10 protein-coding genes are annotated in these 12,935 nt (G+C 61.0%); 7 read left to right on the top strand and 3 right to left on the bottom strand.

Going from position 1 to position 12,935, the window contains the following annotated elements; translation table 11 throughout:
• A partial coding sequence (locus VIW95_RS02680) for an LLM class flavin-dependent oxidoreductase (RefSeq protein ID WP_331583768.1) occupies positions 1 to 852 on the bottom strand: 852 nt, incomplete at its 3' end.
• A gap of 447 nt (positions 853 to 1,299) precedes the next feature.
• On the opposite strand from VIW95_RS02680, the gene VIW95_RS02675 reads away from it, so the two are divergent.
• The 4 genes from VIW95_RS02675 to VIW95_RS02660 all read left to right on the top strand — a co-directional run bounded on the left by VIW95_RS02675 (position 1,300) and on the right by VIW95_RS02660 (position 4,700).
• Positions 1,300 to 2,598 carry an acyl-CoA dehydrogenase family protein gene (locus VIW95_RS02675; RefSeq protein ID WP_331583766.1) on the top strand — a complete coding sequence of 433 codons (1,299 nt, stop codon included), beginning with the start codon at positions 1,300 to 1,302 and terminating at the stop codon, positions 2,596 to 2,598.
• A gap of 155 nt (positions 2,599 to 2,753) precedes the next feature.
• On the top strand, positions 2,754 to 3,131 hold the full coding sequence (locus VIW95_RS02670; RefSeq protein WP_331583764.1) for a hypothetical protein: 378 nt from the start codon (positions 2,754 to 2,756) through the stop codon (positions 3,129 to 3,131).
• Positions 3,132 to 3,317: 186 nt separating this feature from the next.
• Positions 3,318 to 3,785, top strand: coding sequence for a MaoC family dehydratase (locus tag VIW95_RS02665; protein WP_331583762.1), 468 nt, complete (start codon positions 3,318 to 3,320; stop codon positions 3,783 to 3,785).
• Between the two features lie 15 nt (positions 3,786 to 3,800).
• A complete protein-coding gene (locus VIW95_RS02660) occupies positions 3,801 to 4,700 on the top strand; it encodes a crotonase/enoyl-CoA hydratase family protein (protein ID WP_331583760.1) in 900 nt (299 codons plus the stop codon).
• 15 nt (positions 4,701 to 4,715) lie between these two features.
• On the opposite strand, the gene VIW95_RS02655 is transcribed toward VIW95_RS02660, so the two are convergent.
• Entirely contained in the window at positions 4,716 to 6,692 is a 1,977-nt protein-coding gene (locus VIW95_RS02655; protein WP_331583758.1) for a glycoside hydrolase family 5 protein, read from the bottom strand.
• 49 nt (positions 6,693 to 6,741) lie between these two features.
• Between VIW95_RS02655 and VIW95_RS02650 the strand changes: the two genes are divergently transcribed.
• From VIW95_RS02650 to VIW95_RS02640, 3 genes are all read left to right on the top strand, one after another.
• The gene (locus tag VIW95_RS02650; protein WP_331583756.1) at positions 6,742 to 7,125 is read left to right on the top strand and encodes a dual specificity protein phosphatase; all 384 of its coding nucleotides are present in this window, start codon (positions 6,742 to 6,744) and stop codon (positions 7,123 to 7,125) included.
• Positions 7,126 to 7,306: 181 nt separating this feature from the next.
• A complete protein-coding gene (locus tag VIW95_RS02645) occupies positions 7,307 to 11,134 on the top strand; it encodes a DUF748 domain-containing protein (RefSeq protein ID WP_331583754.1) in 3,828 nt (1,275 codons plus the stop codon).
• 114 nt (positions 11,135 to 11,248) lie between these two features.
• Complete coding sequence (locus VIW95_RS02640; protein ID WP_331583752.1) at positions 11,249 to 11,671, top strand: endonuclease domain-containing protein; 423 nt, start codon at positions 11,249 to 11,251, stop codon at positions 11,669 to 11,671.
• A gap of 22 nt (positions 11,672 to 11,693) precedes the next feature.
• Here VIW95_RS02640 and VIW95_RS02635 read toward each other — a convergent pair.
• On the bottom strand, positions 11,694 to 12,935 hold a 1,242-nt coding region (locus tag VIW95_RS02635), incomplete at its 5' end, for a carboxylesterase/lipase family protein (protein WP_331583750.1).

Raw genomic sequence — 12,935 nt, 5'->3', positions numbered from 1 at the left:
TTCGCCCGTCTCGCGCGACATCACGTCGTCGGGTAGAGGGCCGGGTCCCAACTCAGCGAGAGCCTGCTCAGGCGTGGGAATCGGACCGCGCATTCCCTGGCGCGCGTGACGCACGAATAGCCGCACGCTCGACGCCATCCGCTGAGCCTCGGCGTCAGTCGGCGCGCAGATCGCGCCGATTCCCAGGATGGCGACCGGTGCGGAGAGTTCGTTCGAGCCGATGAAGTGAGCGCGGTAGTACTCGATCGCGGCGCGCGTGTGAGTGGGATCGATGAAGTGCGCGAAGGCGTAGGGCAAGCCGAGCTGCGCCGCGGCGGCCGCGCTCCACATGCTCGAGCCGAGCAGCCAGACGTCGGGTGCACCGGGCATAGCAGGCGAAAGCTCGATGCGGCTGAAAGCGTGATCGGGCCGGAAGCCGCCGTGCAGGAACGCAATCAGCTCGAGCAGTTGCTTGGGAAAGTCGTCCTCGGTTAGCTGCGAATTGCGATCGCGGCGCAGCGCGAATGAATCGAGCGGACTGCCGCCCGGCGCGCGCCCGATGCCGAGATCGATGCGTCCGGGATAGAGTGCGTGCAGCACGCGGAAAGCCTCCGCGACTTTCATCGGGCTATAGTGCGGGAGCATCACGCCTCCCGAGCCGATGCGGATGTTCGAAGTCTCGGCGCCGACGCGCGCCAAAAGCACTTCCGGCGCCGGACTGGCGAACGCACCAGTCGCATGATGCTCCGCGATCCAATAGCGCTCGTACCCAAGCCGGTCAGCAAGCCGAGCAAGCTCGATTGTGTTGCGGAACGCGTCGCCGGTGGTAAAGCCGGCAGGCACGGGACATTGGTCGATAATCGAGAGTTTCATGGCGATGCTTACAGGGTCATCTTGCGTGGCTGCGTCGAACGATTCCAGTCCAGTTCCTATGTCGTCCTCTATTGTGGCATCCCGGGTTATTGTGTCATTTCGAGCGAAGCCGAGGGACCCGGATCTTTCTCGACGCCGGTCGGCGCAACCACGCTTGACGGCGACCGAAGTGCCTTTCACGTCATCCTGAGCGCAGCGAAGCATCTCGCGCGTCAGCGCGTCTCATTGCGGCATCTGCGTTCACTCCATGGATGGGGGTGCTGTGTTCCGCATCCAAAAAGATCCGGGGTCCCTCGGCTTCGCTCGGGATGACACAAAAAATGGGACGCGAAAAACAGAACACGGCACCGTGCTCTGGTAAAAACACTTCGTATTGGCGAGAATCCGCGTGTGAGTCTCAGCCCAGCGTATCGGCGGGACAACACTCTACACGGAGGACGAATCATCATGAGTTGGGATTTTGAAACCGAGCCGGAGTTCCAGAAGGAGCTCGACTGGATCGAAAAATTCGTGCGCGAGGAAGTCGAGCCGCTCGAGTTCGTGCTCGACTGCCATCCGTACGACGTGCGCAATCCGAAACGCAACGCGCTGGTGCGGCCGCTGCAGGCCGAAGTGAAAAAGCGCAAGTTGTGGGCCTGCCACCTGGGGCCGGAGCTCGGCGGGCAGGGCTACGGGCAGGTCAAGCTCGGACTCATGAACGAAATCCTGGGGCGCGCGACCTACGCGCCGATCGTGTTCGGATGCCAGGCGCCTGATTCGGGCAACGCCGAGATTCTCGCGCATTACGGTACGCCCGAGCAGAAGAAAAAATATCTGCAGCCGCTGCTCAATAACGAAATCGTCTCCGCATTCTCGATGACCGAGCCGCAGGGCGGCGCCGATCCGAAGGTGTTCAAGACGCATGCGGAATTGAAGGGCGATAGCTGGGTGATCAACGGCGAGAAGTGGTTCTCGTCGAATGCGCATCTCGCGTCGTTCCTTATCGTAATGGTGGTGACCGATCCCGATGCGAAGGAATACAACCGCATGTCGATGTTCATCGTGCCGAAGGAAACTCCGGGCGTGAACATTTTGAAGAATCTCGGCGTCGGGACGCATGAGCGCGGCGGCAGTCATGCGTACATCCGCTACGAAGACGTTCACGTGCCGAAGGATCACATGCTCGGGCCCCGCGGCGGCGCGTTCGTGGTGGCGCAGACGCGGCTCGGCGGCGGCAGGATCCATCATGCGATGCGGACGATCGGCCAGGTGCGCAAGGCCTTCGACATGATGTGCGAGCGGGTGCTGTCGCGCACGACGCAGGGCTCGCGGCTGGCAGACAAGCAGATGGTGCAGGAAAAGATCGCGGACTCGTGGATGGAGATCGAGCAATTCAGACTGCTGGTGCTGCGCACCGCGTGGAAGATCGATCGCTACAAGGACTATCTGAAGGTGCGCAAGGATATCGCGGCGGTAAAGGCGCTGATGCCAAAAGTATTTCATGACGTGGCGGCGCGCGCGCTGCATCTGCACGGCTCGCTCGGCGCCACGGGCGAGATGCCGTTTGTCGAGCAGGTGATCCAGAGCTTCCACATGGGACTGGCCGACGGCCCCACCGAGGTCCACAAGATTACGCTCGCTCGCCAGGTGTTGCGCGACTACAAGGCGACCGACGGCTTGTTCCCGACGCAGCACATCCCGCGGCTGCGCGAAGCGGCGATCAAAAAATACGCGGACCGGATCGAACTCGAGGTGGCTAATCAGTAGGCAGGTTGAATTTACATGCCGATGATCGCGCGGATCCGATAAAAATCAGCCGGCTGTAAATTCTACAGGTCTCGCGGCGCAGGTCGTTCAGAATTCTCTTTGCGGTTCGTTCGGGCATGAAAAATGCTCGTTCATTCGCGAAGAGGAAGACGACTATGGCCAAGATGTTTTTTTCGCTGGGGTTTTGGATGACCTTGGTGATGTTCATTGCGCTCGGTTACGCTTTCAACCAGGCGTGGGGCTCTGAATGCTCAGATTCGTTGAATTGCGGCTTTCGCCGCGCCGCGTTCGCGTCAACTGCTTTTTCAGATGAGAATCGACACTTCGAAAACGATCTAGGAGCGAGCGATGTCGCCCGTCGGCGTCGATGCGCGCCCGATGCCACTGCGGGTAGCAACTATCTCGACTTCCAGCAGACGGCCAACGCGCAAGGCGGTGGCCCGACCTACGCTCCGGGATTCTCGCTGACGATAACGCGTCGCCCTCCTGAGGTGGCCCTCTGTCCGGGCCCGATTGAAATTCCACGTCATTAAATCATCGCTGGTTAGGAGAGCGTGCTCGCATTGCGCTTCGCTCTTCGCAAAATAATTGCGAATTCGCCGTGACGTCCACCAGCACGCTCCGCTAATTTTAGTTGCATTATGAAACCCGACTCGGCTAGAACCGAGGAAGTCTTCAGAGTTTGCGTGCAACCGAAAACATCGAAGAGAGGAACGACGATGCAGACGATCAAGTTTGACGATATACCGGCGCTCACGGCGAAGATCGGCAAGGAGTTCGGTCCGTGGAGCGAGCCGATTCACGTGACTCAGGAAAAAATCAACCAGTTCGCCGATGTGACCGGCGACCATCAGTGGATCCATATCGATATCGAGCGGTGCAAAAAGGAAAGTCCGTTCGGCGGCCCGGTGGCGCACGGATTTCTGACGCTCAGCCTGCTCCCGGCGTTTAAGGGCACCGACGAATACACGATCGCGGGATTTCGCAATGTCGTGAATTACGGCGCGAACAAGCTGCGCTTCGTCGCGCCGGTGCCCGCCGGCGCCAGCGTCCATGCCCGCTCGCGGCTGATCGCGGTAGAGCCGCGGCCGATGGGCACGATGCTCACGCGGGAGACGGAAATCCAGGTAGTCGGTTCGCAAAAGCCGGCGGTGGTTTACGAAGCTCTGATGCTGTTCGTGAAGTAGGCGGGAGGCCCGTTGATGGCGTACGAACAGATCATTTATGAGGTCGCGGAAAATATCGCGACGATCACGCTCAACCGCCCCGAGAAGCTCAACGCCTTCACCGGCATCATGATGAACGAGATGCTCGACGCGTTCGACAAGGCCGATGCGGACGACAACGTGCGCGCGATAATCGTGACCGGCGCGGGCCGCGCGTTCTGCGCGGGCGCCGACCTGTCGGCGGGTCCGAGGACCTTCGACTCGACGCGCGAAGATCGCCCGGACCGGAAAGCCGCGATTAAGGCAGACGGCAGTGTCGATTGGAGCAACGAGGCAGTTCGCGACGGCGGCGGGCGGCTGACCCTGCGCATCTTCGAGTGTCTGAAGCCGGTGATTGCGGCGGTGAACGGCCCGGCAGTCGGCGTCGGCGTGACGATGCAACTTGCGATGGACGTGCGATTGGCGTCGGAGAACGCGCGCTTCGGATTCGTGTTCGCGCGGCGCGGGATCGTACCTGAGGCATGCTCAAGCTGGTTCCTGCCTAAGATCGTCGGCATCTCGCAGGCGCTGGAATGGACATTCACCGGGCGCGTATTCGCCGCCGAAGAAGCGCTCGAAGGCGGGCTGATCAAAAAGATCTACAAACCCGATCAACTTATACCAGCGGCGCGGGCACTCGCTCGCGAGATTGCCGACAACACGTCCCAAGTGTCGGTCGCGCTGATTCGCCAGATGCTATGGAAGATGGCCGGCGCGGACCATCCGATGGAAGCGCACAAGGTAGACAGCCGCGGAATCTTCGCGCGCGGGTCCTCGGCGGATGTCAAAGAGGGCGTCGCGTCGTTTCTGGAAAAGCGGCCGGCAAAGTTTCCCGACAAAGTTTCCAAGGACATGCCTGCGTACTTTCCGTGGTGGAAAGAACGCAAGTACAACTAGCCGCACAGCTGCCGTTCAGACCTTGCGGCATATGACGACGCGGACTTCGCCGGCCTGGACGACCTTAATGACGGCGCGCTGGTTGTCCGGATTCAGTTCCGCGACGCCGCCAATCACTTCGATCTCGCATCCACGTGGATACTGAAGACGCGGCACGAATATCTCGGTCACGCCGCCTGCGGCCGGATCGCTGTCGAAAGTATAGTCGAACAATCCCGTAACGCGATCGAATTTCATTTTCTGCGGAATGCCCTGTGTCGCCATCGCGTAAGGTCTGACGAAGCCGGCAAGCGCGCGCCCGCCGCTGTTGATGTCGGCGGAATTAGTCTGTTGGTCGCGCGAGAAGATACTCAGATCCTCCTGATTCCAGCCGTCGCCAATAGCCAGATCGTTCCTGTTCGAAGCAGTATAGTTCCATTGCGTACTATTGATGAGCAGAGTATCGAGCGCATTGTACATAAGGTCGAGAGCGATGATGTGAGGCGTCCATGGCGTATCGCTTCGATCGCCGGCTTTGAAGGCGCGGTACGCTTCGGCGCCGTTCAAATCGAACGGAATTCCGCATTCGCCGATGAGGGTGGGCGCGCCGCCGTTCACGGTCTCTGACATTCTCGCAACTTTGCCGAGCTGGCGTTCGTAGCGCGCCTGCAATTGTTCGGCGGCGTCCGCTATTTCACCGGCCATCGGCGCGAGGCTGAAGTTCGGACTAAAGGTCTTGGTCGCGAGCGTCACCACGTCGTACCAGTGGCCGGCGTTGACGGTGTTGGGCGGAGTGTCGGCGGGGAAGCCGGGGCCGAAGAAGCCCGAGTGTGGATCGAGTTCTGCAAACAGGATCCAGTCGGGATTAATCTCGCGCATACACTCAGCGACGCGCGCGAGAAACGGTCCCATGTAATCTTCGATGAAGTTGACCTTGCGGTCGCCGACCCGCTGGAAAAAATTGTCGCGCAAAACGTCGAAAGTGCCGTCCTTGTTGAGCTTCCACGCACCCGCTTGTTCGAACGGATCGCGTCGATCGTCGGCCCAGATGGAGATGCGGTCGGGATTGATCGTGCGATCGCGTTTGTGCACGACCGCCTTGGTCGCCGGATCGAAATCGAGCACCGGTATCGAGCGCGCGACTCCATGCGATACGAGCAGGCCATCGATCGGCGACCAGGCCAGCCCCGGCATCGCCCGATTTGGGTTGGTTTCGCTCGGACCGAGATGCCGATAGCTGAGCGATTGCCCGATCCATCCGGGAGTCGGCTCGTTGAGCGAGTCGAAGCCCATGACGTTGGGCAAGTCGCGGACGCGGCGCGCGATCTCGCGCATCGCTGCGAGGTAGTGCTCGAGCATGTAGTCCTGAACGTTATCGCCGTCGATAGTCAGTGCAGGAGCAAAATCGCGGCCGGCGAAGAACAGCGTCCACATGATGCCGTTGGCGGGATGCCGCGAGTTCGCCGACCAGCTCATGGTCGGGTAGCGATCTTCCTGGCGGCCGCCGCGCGAATAGTCATACAGATGTTGCATTACATGAGCAGAGCCCGACTCGGCGATTCGTCGATAGTCAATTCCAACTTTTTCGAATAGCCAACCGGGTGCACCGTCGCCGCCGCTCATTCGGCTCCATACGTCCTGGTGAAAATCCACGAATACATAGAAGCCATAGTCACCGGCGAGCCGGCACAACTCGGCGAAGTAGTCGAGGTATTCGACGTCGTAGTCATTCGGGCCGCGATGCTCGACGGCCTCCCACGTGGTCAGCAAACGCAAGCAGTTGAAGCCCCACGCGCGCAGGCGCGAGAAGTGCTCTTCGGCCTCGGCGATCGGAAACGGACGGCCGATGAAGGAGATCTCGCGATGGTTGGAAAAGCCGGACGGGAAATTAGTGCCGCCGTCGGGGTAGGGCACTTTGCAATCGCCGCCAAGGTTGACCCCGCGCAAAATAACGCGGCGTCGATGTTCGTCGACGAACCATCGTCCTTCGATATGCAGTCGTGGCAGATTCATTGCGCGAGGTTGACGCAATGTCCGTTCGCCCGTCAAGCTGCACAGGCCTATGGCCGCGAGTTGGCAAGAGAGCGAGATAATTCCGGGGCTGTTCGTCGGTGATTTGCAGGACGCGCAGAAATTCGACGGGACGATTATCAGCGTGCTGCCCGACGTGCCGGAAGGCGAGCCGCCGCAGGCGATCCATATGCCGTTCCTCGCGGAAGGCGTCGTGACGCTCGACCGGACGGCGGCGCTGATCGACGACGAGCTCGCGCAAGGCCGTCGCGTGCTGGTGCATTGCGAGGAAGGATGCGAGCGCGCGCCGCTGGTGGTGGCGTGGTTCTTGAAAACCAGGCGCGGCAAGACGCTCGACGAAGCATACGCGCTGTTGAAGAGCCAGCGGCCGATCGTGGTGGATCGGCGGCGCTGGCTGGGTATCCACAACCGATAGCCAACTCTAAGGTGTACCCGACGAATTGACTATTGGCCGGTTACGGCTCACGCTGGCGGCGTCAGGCTGACGTAGGTTCATGGCGAACTTTCTGAGCAGAGCGTTCGAACGTTTGAGAGGGGTTTTTCACCCCTCGAAGCCGTGGGTCGCGCGCACGCAAGAGTTGGGTCGTTCGCGACGTGTGCGCAAAATCAGCGTGATCGTCGTCGCGGTGGTGCTGTTTCTTGGGCTGGCGACTTACATCGCGGTTCCGCCTGTGCTGCGGCACGTGCTGACCGGCCCGGTCGCCAGCAGTATCCATCGCGAAGTGACGGTTGGCAAAATCCGCTTCAATCTTTATCGGCTGAAGCTCGATCTCGACCAGTTGCACGTCGGCGAGCGTGATAGTCCGCAGAAACCGTTCGTCGATCTAGGGCATCTCACGCTGAAAGTTTCGTGGACGTCGCTCTTCAGATTTGCGCCGGTAGTTGGCGAAGTCGTGATCGACAAGCCGGCGATCCATGTCGTCAGGGAGTCGCAGCAGAAATTCAACTTTTCAGATCTGCTCGAAAGCGCGCCGGCGCCGGCCAAGCCGAAACCGGTCGCGCCGAGCTCACCGCAGCGATTCGCGGTTTCCAATATTCAGCTGCGCGACGGTGAAATAACGATCGACGATCAATTGCTCGGCAAGCAGCACAAGATCGACAAGATTCAGATCAACGTGCCGTTCATCGCGAACCTGCCCGCCGACGTAGACGTCTTCGTTCAGCCGCTGGTTCAGATGGTCATCGACGGCAGCCCGCTGCGAATTGCCGGCGTGGCCAAGCCCTTCCAGGCGACGCGCGACTCGGTGGTCGATCTCAAACTGCATCGGCTCGACCTGCCGCTCTACGTCAGCTACGCGCCGACGAAGCTGCCCGTCAAAATTCAGACTGGATCGATGTCCACGGACCTCTATGTGCATTTCGTGCAGGCGGAATCGCAGCCTCTGATTCGCGTGAACGGGACCGTCGCGCTGGATCAGCTCGACGTTCGCGACCTCGCCGACGCTCCGCTCGTCGCGCTGAAACATGCGGAGGTGAAGCTGACCGACGTCGAGCCGCTCGGCGCGGTCTTCTATCTGAGATCGATATGGATCGATGGACTGCTCGCGAACGTCCGGCTGAATCCCGACGGCACCAACAATCTCTCGTCGCTGGCGGGCGGCAATGCAGCTCCTGCGGCGGGTCCTCCAGCGCCAGTCGCTGCTGTGAGCAGTCCAGCGGCCGCGCCAACGCCGGCGGGCAACGTCGTGCAGCAGGCGGTGCCCGTAGCGGGTCCATCGACTGCGAAACAGCCGATGGATTTTCAGCTGGAGTCGTTCGTGCTCACCAAGAGCGGCGTGACGGTGCAGGACAACAGCGGTGCGACGCCCGCGAACGCGGCGCTCGACGCGCTGGAAGTAGGCGTAAAGAATCTTCGGACGCTCGGGAAATCGCCGGCGACGTTTTACGTGACCACGAACGTTCACAGCGGCGGCGCGCTCGCGGTGAATGGTGCGCTCGATCTCTCGCAATCGCAGGTTACGACGGATGTTTCGATCGACAAGCTCGATCTGCCGGCGCTGCAGCCGTTCGCGCAGAAGTTTCTGGCGGCGACCGTGGCGTCGGGCAAGTTGAGCTCGAAAGCCACGGTGCTGACGCATTTTGCGAGCGATCATTTCAACGTGCACGCGGAGCCGGCGAGCGTCGCGATCGACAATTTCGAAGTCGATGCTCCGCACGAAAAAGAAAAACCGGTGCTGTGGAAAAATTTCAGCGTCGCGCTCGGGCAGTTCGATCTGGCGTCGCGCCAGGCGACCGTCACCGAAGTGAAAAGCGACGGAATGCATCTGTTCGTGCGTCGTGGGCGCGACGGCAAATTGAGTCTCGAATCGCTGATGCGTAGTAACGAGCCGCCGCCATCGGCCGAGCGCGCGTCTGCTCGACCGACGAGGCGAATGCCGCGCGAGCGCAAGCGAGCGGAGCGCAAGCCCGTTCCGCCCGCAGCCCCGGCGGCGCCGGCGTCACCGGGTTTTCAATTCCAGGTGGCTTCCGTCTCGCTCGATCAGACCGACGCAACCTTCGTGGACGAAAGCGCGCCGAAACCGGTGACCGTCGCCGTCGCGCCGCTGAATCTGCATCTCAAGGACGTGACTAGCAACTTCACTAAACCTTTTGGGGTCGACATCGACGGCACGCTGAATCGCAAGGGTACTTTCAAAGTCACCGGCACGGCAGCGATAGCGCCGCTCAAAGCCGACCTCCGCATCGGAACAAAAAAGCTGGATCTGACGTTTGCGGATCCGTACGTCAGCAGCAGATTGAACGCGGTCATCACGAGCGCGAACCTGACGATGGACGGCGCGGTCGGGCTCGAGCAGCAGAGCAAGGACTTTCTCGTCAGCTACAAGGGCGACGCGTCGCTCGGCAGCGTGCGGATGCTCGACAAGCTGACCAACGATCTGTTTTTCAGAATGAACGCGCTCAACGTGAATCGGATCGATTTCGCACTCGGCAAAGGTCCGCCGAAAGTGCACGTTGGGCTGATCGCGCTGAACGATTTTTATTCGCGGATTATTCTCAACAGCACCGGCAAGTTGAATCTGAAGGACATCACGGCGAGCCCGCAGGAAGCGCCCACGTCGTTGACCCGAGCGGCGGGAGAGCCTGGCTCGAAGGGCGCGGTTCCAGTGGCGCCGAGCCCGACCCCGGCACCAGCAGCGGCGCCCAGCGTAGCAGCCGCGACTGCTCCTGGAGCCAGCCCGGCAGCGGAGGCGAGTCCAGCGCAACCGTACCAGGGGCAGCCGATGAATGCCGATGTCGAGCTGAGCAAGATCACGCTAAAGGGCGGCAAGGTCGATTACACCGACAACTTCATCAAGCCCAACTACACCGCGAACATGACCGACATGGAGGGTAGCGTCGGCGCGTTCGGGACGAAATCGACTGAGCCCGCGCCGGTTTCACTCGACGGAAAAATCAACGGGAGCGCGCCGCTCAATATCGACGGGTCGATAAATCCGCTGGCGCCGACGGCGTTTGTCGATATCAAGGCGAAGGCGGACGCGATCGAACTGACCGGCTTTACGCCATACACGACCAAGTACACCGGCTATCCGATCACTAAAGGCACACTCACCGTTGACGTTCATTACTTGCTCGACACCGGCAAGCTGACGGCTGAGAACCACATCTTTATCGATCAGCTGACGTTCGGCGATCACGTGGACAGCCCCGACGCGACCAATCTGCCGATTCGGCTGGCGGTCTCGCTGCTTAAGAATTCGAAGGGGCAAATCGACGTGCGAATCCCGATCTCGGGATCGTTGTCCGATCCGCAGTTCAGCATTGGCGCCATCGTCCTCGGCGCGTTCATGAATCTGATCGTCAAGGCGGCGACCGCGCCGTTCTCGCTGATAGCGGCGGCGTTCGGTGGCAGCGGCGGAGGCGCGCAGCAGGACCTCGGCTATATCGAGTTCAAGCCCGGCTATTCGACGCTGACGCCGGAGAGTCAGCAGAAGCTCGACACGGTCGCAAAGGCGTTGGCGGATCGAACCGCGCTGAAGCTCAACATCGAGGGGCGCATAGATCCAAAGTTCGACACCGATGGCTACAAAGAAGCGTCGCTCGATCACAGTATCCAGGTGCTCAGGCACAAGAGTGAGGGAGACAGCGCGGATGGGAGCGCGAAAAAGGCGCTGTCAACGGAGGACTACAACAAATATCTGGCAAAGGTTTACAGCGCGGGCGATTTCAAGAAGCCGCGCGACGTAGTGGGATTTGCCAAGTCGCAGCCGCCCGACGAAATGAAAAAACTAATCCTCGCCAGCACTACGGTGAGCGATCAGGACCTGAAGAATCTTGCGGATGCGCGCGCGAACGCGGTGCGCGCGTATCTGAGCACGAAGCAGGTCGACTCGGGGCGGATGTTCATAATCGCGCCGAAGCTGGATGCCAACGGAATCAAGGATCAGGGCAAGACCACGCGCGTCGATCTATCGCTGGAGTGATGCGGTAAGGAAACAGAATCTTAGACTCAGGGGCGGCGTCGTCTTTTAATCTGGTTCCCCTTCCCGCTCGGGAAGGGGTTAGGGGTTAGGTTATCTACTACAACCGACACGCCTATGACTCGCAGCAGCAAAATCACGAGCGGCCAAAACGTCCATCCGGACAAGCTCGCGTTCGCCAAACAACTACGCCGTGAAATGACTCCGGTCGAGCGCCGACTTTGGAAGGCTCTTCGCCGAAATGCGCTGGACGGGTTTCATTTCCGTCGGCAGCAGGTGATCGAAGGGTACATCGCTGACTTTTATTGCGACGCTGCGAAATTGGCGATCGAACTCGACGGCGGTGTCCATCAAGAGCAGTGGCAGTACGATGAGTCGCGAGACAAGGCGATCACCAGCATTGGGGTAACTGTTCTCAGAATTTCGAATGACGCGATGCTCGACGTTGAGGCGGTGAAGGAGCATATCCGGAAGGCGCTGGTCGCGCAGAAGAACCTAACCCCTAACCTCTTCCCCAAGGGGAAGGGGAACCAGATATAAAACAGGACGAGCGCGCTTGCTTCTACAGCGAGCCGAAGATCTTGTCGGGGACTTCGTCCCAGGCGTGACGTTCTTCGTCGCGCGGGGCGTCTTCGAGCTTTGTATTTGCGCCGAAGACCATCGTGGGACGACGTGCCTCATCGTAAGCCTTCCACGTGCCGATGCTCTCGCTGCTCGGGTCGCCTGATCTTGCGAATGCCAGCCATGCGTCCTGCATCTGGGTTGCCAGCTTTTCTGCGGCTGGGCCGGCGCCTGCGAATGAGGCCATCCCCGGAATCTGATTGGTACCGAAGACGAAGCCGAGCTCGAGTGCGTGGCAGGAGCCGAGCACGCCGCCCATCGCAGGCGACGGCCAGGTGAAGAGATAGCTGTAAACGCGCGCGTCGTGACGCGGCTGGACCTGCGCGAGGCGCACGCCGGGGATGCGGAAGACGCGGTCGGTTTCGATCGCGGTGAACAAATCAGCGGGCGTGACGGACTCGCCACGCTGCGCGCGCGCCTTCGCGTAAGAATCGATCACGGCGTCTGCCGCTTCGGCCGTCAGTCGGCGGCTCATCCGCGCGCCCAGGCCTGCGCGATCGAGCTTGTGCAACGACGGGTCCATCAGCGAGAACAACTTCCATTCTTCGAGCGTCGAACCGACCATCACGGCCACGCCCGACGCCGACCCGTCCGCGACCATCTCGATCGCGGCGCGCGGCACGTGAGCACCGTCGATGACCGGCTGATACGCCATCCCGAGTTCAGGATCAGGCGTCTTGCCGTCGGCGAGCAGCGTCCCGGTGAGCAATTGCGCGGGCGTCAATGCGCGGATAGCAGCAGCATCGCCGGCGTTCACGCCAAGCTTCGACAACACTCGCTCGGCCGTGCGATTCGCGCGCGCAACGGGAGCGCCGGTGTGGCATGCGCCGCTTTGCGGAATCGCTTTGTGAAACAGGCCGCGCGCCGCGGGCATCGCGAGCAGAGTTCCGACGCTCATGCCGCCGGCCGACTCGCCGAAGATAGTGACGTTGCCCGGGTCGCCGCCGAACTCCGCGACATTGTCGCGGACCCATTCGAGCGCCGCGACTTGATCGAGCATGCCTTCGTTGCCGCTCGACGGAATCTTGCCATTGGTCACGTCGCTGAGCCGGATGAAGCCCAGCGGCCCGAGGCGATAGTTGACCGTGACAACAACCACGTCGCCGCGACGGGCGAGAACCGAGCCGTCGTAGAGCGCCTGCGAGTTGGAACCGATCGTGAAACCGCCGCCGTGAATCCAGAC

The sequence above is a fragment of the Binatus sp. (SeqCode) genome, from assembly GCF_036522015.1.
Taxonomy (GTDB): domain Bacteria; phylum Desulfobacterota; class Binatia; order Binatales; family Binataceae; genus Binatus.
This window is presented reverse-complemented; position numbering and strand designations above follow the sequence as displayed.

Excerpts from the sequence above, each read along its gene's own strand:
- VIW95_RS02650 (WP_331583756.1), top strand. The coding sequence starts at position 6,742 with ATGGCCGCGAGTTGGCAAGAGAGCGAGATAATTCCGGGGCTGTTCGTC.
- VIW95_RS02640 (WP_331583752.1), top strand. The coding sequence starts at position 11,249 with ATGACTCGCAGCAGCAAAATCACGAGCGGCCAAAACGTCCATCCGGAC.
- VIW95_RS02670 (WP_331583764.1), top strand. The coding sequence starts at position 2,754 with ATGGCCAAGATGTTTTTTTCGCTGGGGTTTTGGATGACCTTGGTGATG.
- VIW95_RS02660 (WP_331583760.1), top strand. The coding sequence starts at position 3,801 with ATGGCGTACGAACAGATCATTTATGAGGTCGCGGAAAATATCGCGACG.
- VIW95_RS02665 (WP_331583762.1), top strand. The coding sequence starts at position 3,318 with ATGCAGACGATCAAGTTTGACGATATACCGGCGCTCACGGCGAAGATC.
- VIW95_RS02655 (WP_331583758.1), bottom strand. The coding sequence starts at position 6,692 with ATGAATCTGCCACGACTGCATATCGAAGGACGATGGTTCGTCGACGAA.
- VIW95_RS02675 (WP_331583766.1), top strand. The coding sequence starts at position 1,300 with ATGAGTTGGGATTTTGAAACCGAGCCGGAGTTCCAGAAGGAGCTCGAC.